Source organism: Aureimonas sp. CAS, assembly GCF_059838215.1.
Genome location: NZ_CM187563.1, coordinates 2789738 through 2804784 on the forward strand (window position 1 = coordinate 2789738; position 15047 = coordinate 2804784).

The 15047-nt window shown below is 67.5% G+C and carries 17 protein-coding genes and 1 tRNA gene; 8 read left to right on the plus strand and 10 right to left on the minus strand.

Annotation, left to right across the window (positions count from 1 at the left end; all coding sequences use genetic code 11):
• From AC6R2M_RS13340 to AC6R2M_RS13350, 3 genes are all read left to right on the plus strand, one after another.
• Positions 1 to 888 (plus strand): branched-chain amino acid aminotransferase, encoded by an 888-nt coding sequence (locus AC6R2M_RS13340; protein WP_500482913.1) that lies wholly within the window; start codon positions 1 to 3, stop codon positions 886 to 888.
• 116 nt (positions 889 to 1004) lie between these two features.
• Positions 1005 to 2333, plus strand: coding sequence for a short-chain fatty acid transporter (locus AC6R2M_RS13345; RefSeq protein ID WP_500482915.1), 1329 nt, complete (start codon positions 1005 to 1007; stop codon positions 2331 to 2333).
• Between the two features lie 104 nt (positions 2334 to 2437).
• Positions 2438 to 3076, plus strand: coding sequence for an MBL fold metallo-hydrolase (locus tag AC6R2M_RS13350; protein WP_500482917.1), 639 nt, complete (start codon positions 2438 to 2440; stop codon positions 3074 to 3076).
• A 74-nt stretch (positions 3077 to 3150) separates the two neighbouring features.
• On the opposite strand, the gene AC6R2M_RS13355 is transcribed toward AC6R2M_RS13350, so the two are convergent.
• Together AC6R2M_RS13355 and AC6R2M_RS13360 are read right to left on the minus strand one after the other, a co-directional pair.
• A complete protein-coding gene (locus AC6R2M_RS13355) occupies positions 3151 to 3633 on the minus strand; it encodes a Ros/MucR family transcriptional regulator (protein ID WP_500482919.1) in 483 nt (160 codons plus the stop codon).
• Positions 3634 to 3830: 197 nt separating this feature from the next.
• Complete coding sequence (locus AC6R2M_RS13360) at positions 3831 to 4076, minus strand: hypothetical protein (RefSeq protein ID WP_500482921.1); 246 nt, start codon at positions 4074 to 4076, stop codon at positions 3831 to 3833.
• 50 nt (positions 4077 to 4126) lie between these two features.
• On the opposite strand from AC6R2M_RS13360, the gene galE reads away from it, so the two are divergent.
• Positions 4127 to 5104 carry a UDP-glucose 4-epimerase GalE gene (gene galE / locus AC6R2M_RS13365; RefSeq protein WP_500482923.1) on the plus strand — a complete coding sequence of 326 codons (978 nt, stop codon included), beginning with the start codon at positions 4127 to 4129 and terminating at the stop codon, positions 5102 to 5104.
• A 32-nt stretch (positions 5105 to 5136) separates the two neighbouring features.
• On the opposite strand, the gene AC6R2M_RS13370 is transcribed toward galE, so the two are convergent.
• Positions 5137 to 5213, minus strand: a tRNA-Arg gene (locus AC6R2M_RS13370).
• Between the two features lie 56 nt (positions 5214 to 5269).
• On the minus strand, positions 5270 to 5896 hold the full coding sequence (locus AC6R2M_RS13375; protein ID WP_500482925.1) for a thiamine diphosphokinase: 627 nt from the start codon (positions 5894 to 5896) through the stop codon (positions 5270 to 5272).
• Between the two features lie 352 nt (positions 5897 to 6248).
• On the opposite strand from AC6R2M_RS13375, the gene AC6R2M_RS13380 reads away from it, so the two are divergent.
• The gene (locus tag AC6R2M_RS13380; RefSeq protein ID WP_500482927.1) at positions 6249 to 7790 is read left to right on the plus strand and encodes a M48 family metalloprotease; all 1542 of its coding nucleotides are present in this window, start codon (positions 6249 to 6251) and stop codon (positions 7788 to 7790) included.
• Between the two features lie 210 nt (positions 7791 to 8000).
• Here AC6R2M_RS13380 and AC6R2M_RS13385 read toward each other — a convergent pair whose 3' ends face one another.
• From AC6R2M_RS13385 to fdxA, 3 genes are all read right to left on the minus strand, one after another.
• Positions 8001 to 8867 carry an RNA polymerase factor sigma-32 gene (locus AC6R2M_RS13385; RefSeq protein WP_500482929.1) on the minus strand — a complete coding sequence of 289 codons (867 nt, stop codon included), beginning with the start codon at positions 8865 to 8867 and terminating at the stop codon, positions 8001 to 8003.
• Between the two features lie 293 nt (positions 8868 to 9160).
• Entirely contained in the window at positions 9161 to 9748 is a 588-nt protein-coding gene (locus AC6R2M_RS13390; protein WP_500482931.1) for a CarD family transcriptional regulator, read from the minus strand.
• 592 nt (positions 9749 to 10340) lie between these two features.
• Entirely contained in the window at positions 10341 to 10679 is a 339-nt protein-coding gene (gene fdxA, locus AC6R2M_RS13395; RefSeq protein ID WP_500482933.1) for a ferredoxin FdxA, read from the minus strand.
• Between the two features lie 291 nt (positions 10680 to 10970).
• Here fdxA and pyrC point away from each other — a divergent pair, with 291 nt between their 5' ends.
• Together pyrC and AC6R2M_RS13405 are read left to right on the plus strand one after the other, a co-directional pair.
• Positions 10971 to 12065, plus strand: coding sequence for a dihydroorotase (gene pyrC, locus AC6R2M_RS13400; protein ID WP_500482935.1), 1095 nt, complete (start codon positions 10971 to 10973; stop codon positions 12063 to 12065).
• Positions 12066 to 12140: 75 nt separating this feature from the next.
• Entirely contained in the window at positions 12141 to 12767 is a 627-nt protein-coding gene (locus tag AC6R2M_RS13405) for a ribonuclease D (RefSeq protein ID WP_500482937.1), read from the plus strand.
• A gap of 10 nt (positions 12768 to 12777) precedes the next feature.
• On the opposite strand, the gene AC6R2M_RS13410 is transcribed toward AC6R2M_RS13405, so the two are convergent.
• The gene (locus AC6R2M_RS13410; protein WP_500482938.1) at positions 12778 to 13371 is read right to left on the minus strand and encodes a GNAT family N-acetyltransferase; all 594 of its coding nucleotides are present in this window, start codon (positions 13369 to 13371) and stop codon (positions 12778 to 12780) included.
• 206 nt (positions 13372 to 13577) lie between these two features.
• Between AC6R2M_RS13410 and AC6R2M_RS13415 the strand changes: the two genes are divergently transcribed.
• Positions 13578 to 14204, plus strand: a complete 627-nt coding sequence (locus AC6R2M_RS13415; protein WP_500482940.1) for an RBBP9/YdeN family alpha/beta hydrolase — start codon at positions 13578 to 13580, stop codon at positions 14202 to 14204.
• A gap of 106 nt (positions 14205 to 14310) precedes the next feature.
• On the opposite strand, the gene rpsU is transcribed toward AC6R2M_RS13415, so the two are convergent.
• A complete protein-coding gene (gene rpsU / locus AC6R2M_RS13420; protein ID WP_500482942.1) occupies positions 14311 to 14574 on the minus strand; it encodes a 30S ribosomal protein S21 in 264 nt (87 codons plus the stop codon).
• A gap of 80 nt (positions 14575 to 14654) precedes the next feature.
• Complete coding sequence (locus AC6R2M_RS13425) at positions 14655 to 14891, minus strand: hypothetical protein (RefSeq protein WP_500482944.1); 237 nt, start codon at positions 14889 to 14891, stop codon at positions 14655 to 14657.
• Positions 14892 to 15047: the final 156 nt, after the last annotated feature.

Sequence of the window (15047 nt, forward strand, 5' to 3'; positions counted from 1 at the left end):
ATGAGCGTTCCGTTCGATCAACTCGACGGCGAGATCTGGTTCAACGGCGAATTCCTGCCGTGGAAGGACGCCAAGATCCACGTCCTTACGCACGGCCTACATTATGCGAGCTCGGTGTTCGAGGGCGAGCGCGCCTATGGCGGCGAGATCTTCAAGCTGCGCGAGCACACCGAGCGCCTGATCGAATCCGGCCGCATCCTCGGCTTCACCGTGCCCTATTCGGCCGACGAGATCGACGACGCCTGCAACGAGCTGCTTCGCCGGCAGGGCTTCACCGACGCCTATGTCCGCCCGATCGCCTGGCGCGGCTCGGAGATGATGGGCGTCTCGGCGCAGAAGAACCGCATCAACGTCGCCATCGCGATCTGGCAGTGGCCGAGCTACTTCGACCCCGAGCAGCGCATGAAGGGCATCCGGCTCGACATGGCCGAGTATCGCCGGCCGGACCCGCGCACGGCGCCCTCGCGCTCCAAGGCCGCCGGCCTCTACATGATCTGCACGATCTCCAAGCACGCCGCCGAAGCCAAGGGCTACGCCGACGCGCTGATGCTCGACTGGCGCGGCCAGGTCGCCGAAGCCACCGGCGCGAACGTCTTCTTCGTCAAGGACGGCGTCATCCACACGCCGACGCCCGACTGCTTCCTCGACGGCATCACGCGTCGCACCGTCATCGATCTCGCCAAGCGGCGCGGCTACGAGGTGGTCGTGCGCGCCATCATGCCCGAGGAGATGGAGGGCTTTCAGGAGTGCTTCCTCTGCGGCACGGCCGCCGAGGTGACGCCGGTCTCCGAGATCGGCCCCTACCGCTTCGCGCCGGGCGAGATCACGCGCCGGCTCGTGGAAGACTACATGAACGAGGTCCAGCCGAAGCGCATGGCGGCCGAGTAATCGTCCGGGCCGGCGGCGCCCGCCCCAGGCGTCGTCGCCATCCGATAGACGGCACTTGATCTCTGGCGCCTTCGCGCTTTCTCCAAAAAAGGGGCGGAGCGCGGGAGGCCGGACGAATGCTGAAGGTGGTGACGGGACTGTGCGTTCGGGGCTTCGAGCGCTATCTGCCGGACCCCTTCGTGATCGTCCTTCTGATGACCGGGATCGTGTTCCTGGCCGGCATTTTCGGCGAGGGACAATCGGCCGCCGACATGCTCGTCTGGTGGCGCCAGGGGTTCTGGGAACTACTGTCCTTCACCATGCAGATGGCGCTCATCCTGCTGCTCGGCTACACGCTCGCGCGAACGCCGCTCGTGGCGCGCGCCATCGTCGCCGCCACCCGTCTGGCCCGGTCTCCCGGCGCGGCCATCGTCATCGTCACGCTGGTCTCCCTCTTCGCCAGCTGGATCAATTGGGGCTTCGGGCTCGTCGTCGGCGCCATTCTCGGGCGCGAGATGGCCAAGCGCGTGCCCGGCCTCGACTACCGCCTGCTCATCGCCAGCGCCTATTCGGGCTTCCTCATCTGGCATGGCGGGCTTTCGGCCTCAATCCCGCTGATCATCGCGAGCCCGGGCCACTTCCTCGAAGGCGCCATGGGCGTCGTCTCCACCGACCGCACCATCTTCTCGACCTTCAACCTCGCGCTGACCGCCGCGCTGGTCGTCGTCATACCGCTGACGAACCGCCTCCTCCTGTCGACGATCGACAAGCCGGTGACGATCTCGCCCGAGCTCCTGGCCGGCGACGAAGTCCGAACGCCCGAGCCGGCGAAGGACGGGGCGCTCCGCCCGGCCGAGCGCCTGGAGCGCACGCCGCTCCTGCCGATCCTGGCGGCCATCGCGGCCGTCGCCGCGCTCGCCGTCCTGATCTGGCGCGGCTCCTTCGCCCTCGACCTCAACACGGTGAACTTCGCGCTGTTCTTCGCGGCCCTCGTTCTGCACGGCTCGGTGCAGCGCTTCCTGGCCGTCTTCACCGAGGGGGTGACGAACGCGGCCGGCATTCTCGTCCAGTTCCCCTTCTATGCCGGCATCATGGGCATGATGGGCGCCTCGGGCCTGACCGACAGCATCTCCTCCTTCTTCACGCAGGTGGCCAGCGCGCAGACCCTGCCCTTCCTCACCTTTCTCGCCGCGGGCTTCGTCAACATCCTCGTGCCGTCCGGCGGCGGGCAATGGGCGGTGCAGGGACCGGTGATGATCGAAGCGGCCAACGCGCTCGGCGCCGACACCGCGCGGGTCGCCCTCGCCAGCGCCTGGGGCGAGGCGTGGACCAACATGATCCAGCCCTTCTGGGCCCTTCCCGCCCTCGCGATCGCCGGACTGCGGGCGGCCGACGTCATGGGCTTCTGCGTCCTCGTCCTTCTCTCGTCCGGCCTCGTCATGGGCGCGGCCTTCCTGTTCTTCTGAGACGCCGCCGCATCCGCCCGAAGCCGCGAGACGCCACATCCCGCCTTGCGGATCGTCCTTCGTGCGCGTACCGCCGAACCGAACCCGAACGCAGGAGACGCAAGATGGCCCTGTCCGCCGAGATCGTGCCCGTCACGCCCTTCCAGCAGAACTGCTGCATCTTCTTCGACGACGAGACGCGCAAGGCGGTCGTCGTCGATCCGGGCGGGGACGTCGACCGCATCCTCGCCGCGCTGAAGGCCCGGGACCTGACGGTGGAGGCGATCTGGCTCACGCACGGCCATATCGACCATGCCGGCGGCGCGATGGATCTGAAGGACGCGCTCGGCGTCGACATCCTCGGCCCGCATGTCGCGGACGCGATGCTTCTGGAGCGGCTCGAGGATCAGGCCCGCATGTTCGGTCTGCCGGGCCGGGTGCGCAACTGCACGCCGGACCGCTGGCTCGAGGACGGCGACGTGCTCACGCTCGGCGACCAGAGCTTCGAGGTGATCCACGCGCCCGGCCACGCGCCGGGCCATGTTGTGTTCTTCAATCGCGCCGCGCGCTTCCTGCATGCGGGGGACGTTCTCTTCGCCGGCTCGATCGGGCGCACCGACCTGCCCGGCGGGGATCACGCGACGCTGCTTGCCACCATCCGAGAGAAGATCCTGCCACTCGGCGACGAAGTCGGCTTCATCTGCGGCCACGGGCCGGGCAGCCGCCTCGGCGACGAGCGCCGCAGCAATCCGTTCCTGAAGTAGGATATGAAAAGGGCGGAGCGAGGCGCTCCGCCCTTTTCAGTCACGTTCGGCCGCCCATCCGGACGGGACCCGCGTTACTCGGCGCTGCCGGCCTTCTCGGCGCGCTTGCCGCGGCGCTTCGGCTCGGCCGTCGCCGTATCCGCGCCGCCGGCCTTGCGGCCGAGACCACGCTCGACGGCGACCGCGCGGCGACGCTCCGAGTAGTTCGGGGCCACCATCGGGTAATCGACCGGCAGGCGGTAACGCTCGCGATACTCGGCCGGGGTCATGCCGCGCGTCGACAGGTGCCGCTTCAGCGTCTTGTAGGGCTTGCCGTCGATCATGCTGATGATGTGGTCCGGCGACGCGAGGCTCGCCTTCACCGAAACGGCGCGGGTGTATTCCTGCTCGGCGGGCGCCTCGGCTTCGACCGGCGCCGCACCTTCGTCCGACAGAGCCGCGCGGGTCTTGCGGATCAGTTCCGCCAGATCGGCGTTCGGAACGGCGTTGTTCGCCACATAGGCGCTCAGAAGCTGAACCGTTAGAGTTGTAAGGTCGGGCTTGGCGACGTCGGACATGAGGAGGTCCCTGATTCGTTTCGGAAAGGCTCGTCGAACGCTGATATGAGCATTATCGCATTGTCAAAGACTGTTTCGATGAAATCGCGGCAAGACTTGCGATATCGCGCAGGATCACACTCCAACACCCTCTTTCCGACGATAGAGAGAACTTCGATCAGCCGAACCGGCCACCTTTTCTCGAAACGGACGCGGCTCTACAGCGCGACCTCTTCGCCGCAATGGTGCGGCTTCCTTGCCGGGCCGACACAGGCCAGGGTTGTTCGCCCCCGGCGATCACATTCGGCCGTCAGCGACGGAAAGACGATGCGCCGTCCCCGTTCGGGCGAACGGAAACGCATGCCCGACATCATCGACTTGAATTCCACCGGCCGGACGAAGTAGAGGCGTCTGCCGTCCACCGGGCGGACACCGGCTCTTGCCGCGAGCCGGAAGGTCCGCATCCTTGCGTCCTGCAACCAAGCGCCCCGCCAATTCGAAGGATGCCGCCTCGATGGACAACGTGCTCGTCACGGGAGGCGCCGGCTACATCGGCTCGCACACCTGCCTCGATCTGGCGGCCAAGGGCTTCAAACCCGTCGTCTTCGACAATTTCTCGGGCGGGCATCCCGAATTCATCCGATGGGGACCGGCCGAAACGGGCGATATCCGAGATGCGGCACGGCTCGACGAGGTCTTCGAAGTCTATCGCCCCGTCGCCGTCGTGCATTTTGCCGCGCTGATCGAAGTCGGCCAGTCGATCGAGGACCCCTTGTCCTTCTACGACAACAACGTCGCGGGGACGATCTCGCTCCTGAACGCGATGCGCCGGGCCGGATGCGACCGCATCGTCTTCTCGTCCACCTGCGCGACCTATGGCGACCCCGTGGCCCTTCCCATGGACGAGGCCCATCCGCAGGACCCGCTCAACCCCTATGGCCGCTCCAAGCTGATGGTCGAGCGGATTCTGAAGGATCTTTCCGGGCGATCGACACTGCGGCACGTCGCCTTGCGGTACTTCAACGCGGCCGGCGCCGACGCCGAGGGGCGGATCGGGGAGCGCCACGATCCCGAAACCCATGCGGTGCCGCTCGCGATCGAAGCCGCGCTCGGCCGGCGGCCGGGCTTCAAGGTGTTCGGTACCGACTACGACACGCGAGACGGAACCTGCATCCGCGACTTCGTCCATGTCTCGGACCTCGCCGACGCGCATTCGCGCGCGATCGGATATCTGCTCGGCGGAGGAGACAGCACCGCGCTCAATCTCGGCACCGGGACGGGCACGAGCGTGCGCGAACTTCTGACCGCCATCGGGGATCGCGCCGGACGCAAGATCGCGGTGGAGGAGACGGATCGGCGCCCCGGCGACGCGCCGATCCTCGTCGCGGACAGCTCGGCCGCCCGGCGCGTGCTCGGCTGGCAGGCGACGCGGACGCTGTCGGAGATCGTCGATACGGCGTGGCGGTGGCACGCCAAGACCAACCGGTTCTGAGCCGAAGCGCCGGAGACGGTTGCGATCCGGGCTGGTGATCCCAGTTGGATTCGAACCAACGACCCCCAGATTAGGAATCTGGTGCTCTATCCTGCTGAGCTATGGGACCCTTGGCGCCAAGGATAAGGGCTGGGGCTTCATTTGCAAGATGGGGCGCGCGGCGCGTCAGGCCTGCATCAGGAGCAGCGCGCGGCCCTGACGGAGAACGGCCTCGACCGGCCCCGTCGCCTCGTTCGACTGCGTCAGGATCGAGCCGAAGGGAAGGCTCGCATCCGTCAGCGGCCAGCGCGCGCCTCGCAGCGTCAGTCCGTTCACGTCACCGAAGAGGAGAACGGAGAAGATCTGGCCCGGCCGTGCATCCACGCGAACGGGAGCGTGTCCCAGCGGAACGCCGCGTTCGATCCCGTCGAAGAGGCCGATGCGAACACCCCGCTCGGCGTGGCGCATCACGAGCGCGAGATTGGAGAAGGCGTGGTCGCTTCGCGCGCCGCCGAGCGCGCCGACGAGGAGGATGTCGCGCGCGCCGAGCGCCAGCGCCGCACCGATGGCGAGCTCGCCGTCCGTCTCGTCCTTGTCGCGCGGAACCGCATGGCGCTCGACCGCCGCCAGAGGCGCGGGCAGATCGTCCGGGGCCGAATCGAAATCGCCGACCCAGAGCTCCGGGACGAGGCCGAGGGTCGCGGCGTGCGCCATGCCGCCATCGGCCGCGATCACGCGGCGTCCGGCGATCGCGGCGCGCAATTGCGGCGTCGCCGCGATGCGGCCGGCGAGCAGGATGGCGAAGCGTTCCATGCGGCAGTCCTCGTCTTCATTCCGAACCGTGACCGGCCCTGTCGCACGACTGCATCACTCGCTGGAGCGCCGTGCGTTTGATCGGACGCACAAAGGTCGCTCTAACTCTATGAATCTACGCATTGGGCTTTCCGAGAATCGAAACCGATTTTGGGCCGATGCTGTAGAGGGCGTCGAACCGCAACCGGCATACCGCATTTCGGTCCGATTCCGCGTGGATAGACTGACCCGCAAGGGGATCGTCATCCGCCCTTCCTTTTTGTCCGGCTGTTGCGCCTGCGGCCGTGCGACGGACGCGGCGATGCGATACCTAGAGCCGAGGACGCATGCGGGGACGAGGAACCGTATTTCGATGAGGCATCGGGCCGTGGCGCCGCGCGCGCGCGAAGGGAACAGATTGGCTGCCAGCCTGCGCGTCGTCGCAGCGCTCGGCGGTGCGCTGTCGCTCGCGGCCTGCAATACGATCGGCCAGGGTTTTGAGGAGGTCGCCGCTTCTCCGGACGTGCGCTCGGGCTTCATGCCGACGCAGACGCGTCAGCCGATCTCCTTCGAAGGCATCCAGCAGAACGACCCGCAATCCTCCATCGGGCGCTCCCAGCATCCGCGCATTCTGGCCATGTATGGCGGGGCCTATTCCGACGAACGGCTGGAGCGCATGCTCGCCGGCATCGTCGGCCGTCTGGCCGCGGTCTCGGACGATCCGGGCCGCGCCTACCGCATCACCGTCCTGAACTCGCCCAACGTCAACGCCTTCGCGCTGCCGGGCGGCTATCTCTATGTGACGCGCGGCCTCCTGGCGCTCGCCAACGACTCGGCCGAGGTCGCGGCCGTCATCGCGCACGAGATGGCGCACGTCTCAGCCAATCACGGCATCCAGCGTCAGCAGCGCGAGGAGGCGGCGGAGATCGCCGGGCGCGTCGTGACCGAGGTTCTCGCCGGGGACCGCGCCGGACAGGCCGCGCTCGCCCGCAACCGGCTGAATCTCGCCAGCTTCTCCCGCAATCAGGAGCTGGAGGCGGACGCGCTGGGCATCCAGCAGATCGGCCGCGCCGGCTACGACCCCTACGCCGCCGCCCGCTTTCTGGAGGCGATGGAATCCTTCCAGCGGTTCCGCAACGCCTTCCAGGCGTCGAACCCCGAGCTCGACTTCCTGGCATCGCATCCGGCGGCACCGCAGCGCGTCCAGCTCGCCGTGCGCCATGCCGCGCAGTTCGGCCCCGAGGGGCACGGCACCACCGATCGCGGACGTTATCTCGACGGCCTCGACGGCATGCTCTTCGGCGACACGGCGACCGAAGGCTATGTCCGCGGCCGCAGCTTCTTCCATCCCTCGCTCGGCATCACCTACGACGTGCCGACCGGCTTCGTGATCAACAACACGGCCGACGCCGTGATCGCGGAGGGACCGGGCGACGTCGCGATCCGGTTCGACGGGGTGGAGCTTGCGCAGCGTACGAGCCTGACCGACTACGTCGCGAGCGGCTGGATCGGCGGGCTCGACCGCGGCTCGATCCGCCCGACCACGATCAACGGCCACGAGGCGGTCACGGCGCGCGCGCAGGGCGGAGCCTACGTCTTCAACGTGACGGTCGTGCGCATCGGCGGGCGGGCCTACCGCTTCCTGACCGCCCTGCCCTCCTCCGCGTCGGGCACGCTGGACCAGATCTCCTCGCAGGTGACCTCGTCCTTCCGCATCCTGTCGGCGGCCGAGCGCGAGGCGCTGCGCCCGCTGCGCATCCGCATCGTGACGGCCCGCGCCGGCGACACGCAGGCCTCGCTCGCCTCGCGCATGCAGGGCGTGGACCGCGCACAGGATCTCTTCCGCCTGCTGAACGGGCTGGAAGGCGGCGGCCGTGTCGAGCCGGGCGAGCGCTACAAGATCATCGCCGAGTAGCGTCCGAGGGGAGATGCGCGACCGGCGCCCCAACGCCGCTCGCTCCGCGCGTCCCGATACGTCGCCGGCCAGCCCGCCAAAGCTCGGCCGCGATCGCGATAGAGCCCTCGTTCGATGCCCCAAACGCAGGAAGGCCCGAAGACCGCTCCGAGGTCTCCGGGCCTTCTGCGCGATCCGAACGTTGGGACCGCAAGGAAGCGAAGGGGGGATCTACGCCACGTAGGCGGCGCGGTCCGGGTTGGTCTGCAGCAGGGCGGCGCGCAGCTTCTCGAGCGCGCGCGTCTCGATCTGGCGGACACGCTCCTTCGAGATGCCGAGCTTCGATCCCAGCGCCTCGAGCGTCGCGCCGTCGTCCTGGAGGCGGCGCTCGCGGATGATCTTCAGCTCGCGCTCGGACAGGACGTCGAGCGCGTTGTTCAGCCAGTGGACGCGCCGGGCGTCGTCGATCGAGGTCGAGACCAGCTCGTCGGGCAGCGGATCGCCGGCGACGAGGAAATCCTGACGGTCGGCCGAGCCGGACTCGTCCTCCATCAAAGGCGCGTTCAACGAGGAGTCGGGGCCGGAGAGGCGCGAATCCATCAGTGCGACGTCGCTCTCGGAGACCTTCAGCGCGGTCGCGATCTCGCGATACATGGCCGTGCCGGACAGGCTCTCCGAGCCCTGGCTGAGGCGGGCGCGCAGTCGGCGGAGATTGAAGAACAGGGCCTTCTGCGCCGAGGAGGTTCCGCCGCGCACGATCGACCAGTTGCGCAGGATGTAGTCCTGGATCGAGGCGCGGATCCACCAGGTGGCATAGGTGGAGAAGCGCACTTCCCGCTCCGGCTCGAAACGGGCGGCCACCTCCAGGAGGCCGACATGGCCTTCCTGGACGAGGTCGCTCATCGCGAGGCCGAAGTGACGGAACTTGGAAGCCATCGAGATGACGAGGCGCATATGCGCCGAGGTGATCTTATGAAGAGCGTCCTGGTCGCGGTGTTCCTTCCACCGGATCGCCAGTTCGTATTCCTCTTCGCGCTGGAGATAGGGCGCGGCCATGGCGGCGCGGATCATGTCTCGACGTGCGGACTGCGATTTCATCTGGTTCAACCTTCCGGATCATCGTGCCATTCGCGAATGGAACCCCGCGTCGAACAGGACTCCTCATGGCAGTGAACACGCCGGAAGCGACAACGTTCCCGTCACTGGAAACTTTTTGTGCCGAATTAGAAAATTTGGGAGATTGGCAAGCGCGAAAGCGAAGCGCGTGAATGCCGCACCGCCGAACGCTAGCAGGTCCGATGCGCAATGAAAAGCCGGCCCCGAGCTTTTCGGGACCGGCCAATTTGGGTCTCAATGGGATCGGTCAGCCCGATCCGCAATGGGCTCGACGGTCAGGCGGCCTGCTCGGCCGGCGCGTCGTCCAGATCCTCGTCGTCCGCGTTGGCGGCCTTGGCGCCCCGCTTGGGGCCCATGTTGAGGTTCGTCTCGATGAGGCGGACAGCCTCGGTCTCCGACATCTCCTTAACGGCGGCGAGCTCGCGCGCCATGCGGCCGAGAGCCGCCTCGTAGAGCTGGCGCTCGGAATAGGACTGCTCGGGCTGGCTGTCGGCGCGGTAGAGATCGCGGACCACTTCCGCGATCTGCATCAGGTCGCCGGAATTGATCTTCGCGTCGTATTCCTGCGCGCGGCGGCTCCACATGGTCTTCTTCACGCGGGCGCGACCCTGCACGACCTTGAGCGCGCGCTCGACGAAATCGGTCTCCGACAGCTTGCGCATGCCGACGCTCTCGGCTTTGGCGACCGGCACCTTCAGCCGCATCTTGTCCTTCTCGAAATCGATCACGAACAGTTCGAGCTTCATGCCCGCGACTTCCTGCTCCTCGATCGCGACGATCTGCCCGACCCCGTGCGCGGGGTAGACGATGCTCTCGCCGGTCTTGAAGCCCTGACGCTGGGAGGTCTTCTTCTGAATGCTCATACGCTTGATCAAACTCCCTGTTGTGCCGAGCCGCGAATGAAGCTAGGCACGAGGACGACGCAGGCGGTCGCCTGTCGGTGCGAGCACCACCCGTTCAAGGGTGGGAACAGCCTTGGACTGTCGAATATGCGACGGTGACGAGGGCGAGCGACGAGAAGTCGACGGTTGAACCGCCCTGACGGTAGCGCGCCTTTCGGAAGTGCCGCGAATGCCAGGTCAAGCTGTCTCGACCCTCTCCGACATTCGACTGTTGCAGAAATAATACCCTATCCGTGCGCGAAATTCAACAAAATTGCGCAGCAGCGGGCGGGCGCGACCCATCAGGGTCAAGATTTCCTGGGCTCGGGACGCCAAGATGCGTCCGTCCCCGAAAGGGCGCCGAAAGACTCGTGCAGGTCCGGCCCAAACCTGACGTGCGCGGCGCCAAAAGCCCTACGTCAAAGCGCCGGAAAGCCTACGAATTCGGAACCGGCAGAGCCGTCGCCGCGGTCCTTCTCAGCTTACCTGCCCGCCCCTCCCGGATCGGCCGGGCCTCCGTGACGAACCGCCCGGACGCATGGCGTCCGCGGGACGGCGCAGCGCGGCGCGGCGATCAGTCGCCCTGGCCGGGCTCGGGGGAGAAATAGGCCTCGAACTTGCCCGGCTTGCCGTCGAACTCCTTCGCATCCGCGGGCGCCTCGCGCTTCAGCGTGATGTTCGGCCACTTCTCGGCATATTCGGCGTTCACCTGAAGCCACTTGTCGAGATTGGGCTCGGTGTCCGGGCTGATCGCCTCGGCCGGGCATTCCGGTTCGCAGACCCCGCAGTCGATGCACTCGTCCGGATGGATGACGAGCATGTTCTCGCCTTCGTAGAAGCAGTCGACCGGACACACTTCCACGCAGTCCATGTATTTGCAGCGAATGCAGTTGTCTGTGACGACGTAGGTCATGGCGTGCCTTGGCGCTGGCTCGGCGAGAATGGGGACGGCAAGCGGCGGAGCGCGCCGGGGCGGCGCCGGACCGTTGCCGCTCGCAGGCCGTCAAGCGGATGGGAGCGAGGTAGACCCTGTCCGCGCTCGTGGCAAGGGTCGGCTTTGCCCCGGAACGCCCGTCGAAGGAACGAACGTTCCGCCGGATCCGCTGTGCCCTGCCGAACCTTGCGCGCGCGTGCGTTTCCGGCGATGGCAGGACCGGTCGCGAGCGGAGGCTTCCGGCGCGCGGCCGGCAGAAGGAGAAAGCACTTGATCACGGACGGTCTGCGTTACGAAACCGCGGCGGCGCGCACGGACGCCGTTCCCTCCGTCACGATCCGCCGCCCGGACGACTGGCACGTCCATCTGCGCGACGGCGCGATGCTGCGCGAGGTCCTGCCCTACACGGCCGCGCAGTTCGCGCGCGCGATCATCATGCCCAATCTCGTGCCGCCGGTGACGAGCGTCGAGGACGCCGTCGCCTATCGCACCCGCATCATGGACGCGCGTCCCGAAGGCTCGGACTTCGAGCCGCTGATGACCTGCTATCTGACCGACCGGACCGCGCCGGACGAGATCGAGAGAGGCTATCGCGAGGGCGTCTGGCGGGCCGCCAAGCTCTACCCTTCGGGCGCCACGACCAATTCGCATGCCGGCGTGACGGACATCGCCGCCCTCGCCCCCGTCCTGGAGCGCATGGAGACGATCGGCATGGCCGTCCTCGTGCATGGCGAGGCGACCGATCCGGCGATCGACATCTTCGACCGGGAGGCGGTCTTCATGGAAACGGAGATGCTGCCGCTCCTGAAGCGCCATCCGGGGCTGAAGGTGGTCATCGAGCACGCGTCCACCGCCGGCACGATCGACCTCGTGCGCGCCCACGGCGAGCGGGTCGCCTGCACGATCACGCCGCATCATCTCGTCATCAACCGCACCTCGATCTTCCAGGGGGGCCTGCGCCCCCATCTCTACTGCCTGCCCGTCGCCAAGCGCGAGAGCGACCGCCTGGCCCTACGCAAGGCCGCGACCTCGGGCGAGCCCTGCTTCATCCTCGGCACGGACACCGCGCCGCACCGCCGGGGCGCCAAGGAGGCGCCGTGCTGCGCGGCCGGCGTCTTCGCCGGCGCGACCGCGCTGCAGACCTACGTGCAGGTCTTCGAGGAGGAGAACGCTCTCGACCGGTTCGAGGCCTTCGCCTCGCTGAACGGGCCGCGCTTCCACGGCATTTCGCCGAACGAGGGAACGATCACGCTGGAGAAGCGCCCGTCCTTCATTCCGGCCGCCATCGCCGTGGATGGCGAGGACGTCGTTCCCTTCCGCGGCGGCGAGACGCTTCCCTGGTCGATCGCATCCGTCCAGGACTGACACCGAGACATGAAGCGCTCCGCCGAGCGAATGGCAGGGTCGCTTCCGACTTCAGACCCATCGAAAGAGCTTTCCATGACCATTCGCGTGCACAAGGGCGACCTGCCGGACCTTTCCCGCTACACGGGCTCGATCGCCATCGACACCGAGACGCTCGGCCTCGACACGCGCCGGGACCGGCTCTGCGTGGTGCAGCTCTCGCCCGGCGACGGGACGGCCGATCTCGTTCAGATCGCCAAGGGCCAGCGCGAGGCGCCCAATCTCTGCGCGCTCCTCGCAGACCCGTCGAAGACCAAGATCTTTCACTACGCCCGCTTCGACGTCGCCGCGCTCTACCACGCCTTCGGCGTGATGACGCAGCCGGTCTTCTGCACCAAGATCGCCTCGCGCCTGACCCGCACCTACACGGACCGACACGGGCTCAAGGACCTGACCAAGGAGCTGATCGGCGTCGATCTCTCCAAGCAGCAGCAGAGCTCGGACTGGGCGGCCGAAACGCTCTCCCCGGCGCAGATCGAGTACGCCGCCTCCGACGTTCTCCACCTCCACGATCTGATGGGCGTTCTTTTGCAGCGCCTGGAGCGGGAGGACCGGCTCGACATCGCGCGCGCCAGCTTCGACTATCTGCCCACCCGCGCGCGCCTCGACCTCCTCGGCTGGGACGAGGAGGACATCTTCTCGCACTCGGTCAACCGGAGCTGAGCTCTCCCGCTCAGACGATCGGGATGTGCGGCGCGCAATCGCGCGGCAGGAGCCCGTTCAGGCGCGGGTCCTGCGCCATCTCGATGTGGCGTTCGACCGGCGTGAAGCCCGAGCGCCGGTAGAAGTCGAGCGCCTTCGGGTGGTCGATCGAGTTGGTGTGAACCCAGAGCCGCTCGATCGGCTGCTCGAAGGCGACGCGGATCGCGCGGTTCATCATGACGCGCGCCGCGCCCGTTCCCACGAGCGCGGGCGTGACGCCGAAGAAGGCGATCTCGCAGACATTCGCGTCTCGGAAGTCGAATTCGAGCAGGCCCTCGGCGCGGCCTTCGACCCGCAGCACGTCGAGCCGCACCTTCGGGTCGTGCAGGAGCGCGACCAGCCGCTCGTGTTCCATCTCCAGTCGCGAATACCAGAGATGCGGCGCACCGACGCGGCGGTAGAGATCGAGATAGAAGTCCGGATCGGGCCGCTCGACGGTCTCGATGGTCCATGACGGATCGACATGCTGCGGCCTCGCAGCGGCCGCCTCGCGCATTTCCAGCACCGTCACGACGGCGGCGATGGTCCCTTTCGGGACGGACATGAAGCGTTCGTCGATCGCCATCGCGAGTACGGTGTCCTCTCAGATTCACGAAAGCGACATTCCAGCTTCGCAGCCGCAGGGCAAGAGGCGGAGGCCCGACCCGTCCGCCCTTCCCGTGCGGAGGGATTTTCCGCGCGGCCGCCGGAAATTGGGATGCGAGGCCGCGCGCCCGATGCGCACGGCCCGTAGATTCGTGGCCAGCGACGTAAGACGAGAGGATCACGGCGATGATCGAAACCCTGATCGTTCCCGGGCTCGACGGCTCCGGGCCCGGACATTGGCAGCGGCTTTGGGCCGAGAAGACGCCTTCGGCCGAGATCGTCGAGCAGGAGGACTGGGCGCGCCCGGTCCTGACGGACTGGCTGCACCGGCTGGAGGCGCGGATCGCGGAGGCGCCCGGCTGCGTCCTCGTCGCGCATTCGCTGGGCTGCGTCCTCGTCGCCCATCTCGCCGAACGCCCGTCCGCCGCCCATGTCGCGGGGGCGCTTCTGGTCGCCCCGGCCGATATCGAGCGGCTGGCGGCCAGGCGGCCGGATCTGACCGATTTCAGGCTGGGGAGCCTTCGCCCCCTGCCCTTCCGCTCGATCGTCGTCGCCAGCCGCAACGACCCCTTCATGGGATGGCGCGAAGCGAACGCCCATGCGGCAGGCTGGGGCTCCGCGCTGGTCGATCTCGGCCATGCCGGACACATCAACGTCGACAGCGGCTTCGGCGAATGGGCCGACGGCGAAATCCTGGCCGAGGGCCTGCGCGCCTCGACGCCGGTCCGCCCGTCGCAGGCCCGCGTCGAGCGGCGGCTGGGGCCGTCACCGCGCGGCCGACTCGCCCGTCCCGTCCTGAAACTGGCGAGTTGAGGGCCGGACGAACCGTCCGCATCCATCCCGTCAGGGAAACCGTCCCGTCAAAGAAAAAGGCCGGCGAGATCGCCGGCCTTTCGCATTCCAAAGCTCGTTCGACCGTTCAGGCCGCGCTGCGAGGCGCCGCCGGACCGCGCGAGAAGACCTTCTTCTTCGGGGCCGGGAGCAGGCCTTCGCGCTGGGCGTTCTTGCGCGCGACCTTCTTGGCGCGGCGAACGGCTTCCTGCTTCTTGCGGGCGCGCTCTTCCGAGGGCTTCTCGTACTCGCGGCGCGTCTTCATCTCGCGGAAGACGCCTTCGCGCTGCAGCTTCTTCTTCAGGGCGCGCAGCGCCTGGTCGACATTGTTGTCACGAACGAGGACTTGCAATGGGCTCTCCTGCATGACCGCCCGTCGCCGGGACGATCGGTTTTCTCGGTTTCGCCCGGCTGCGCCGGGTCGGGTTACGTTCAGGCCTCGCTGGCCTTGCGGGCGCGCCGGCGAACCGGCGCCTTCTTCTTCTCGGGAACCGCCGCCTCGGCGACGATCCGCTCGTTTTCCAGACGAAGGGCCCGCAGGCGCGCCGTCTTGTCGTTGACCGCTCGGGTCTCCGCGGCGATCATCGCCATGGCGGAGCCCTTTTCGGCCCGATCCAGTTCGCGGCGAACGGCTTTCTTCTCCTCCGGAGAGGTGGCTTCGCTGTTCATGACCGCGGCTTTCAATTCTGTCGGAGGCGCGCTCGAAGGCAGGCCATGCCGACATCTGTCCCAAAGGACGGCTTCATATAGTGCATCGGAAGGGCTTTGTCAGCTACCCTTCTGAACGCAGCGAAAAAGGGGCCGGCCCCGCGGCCGACCCCTCCC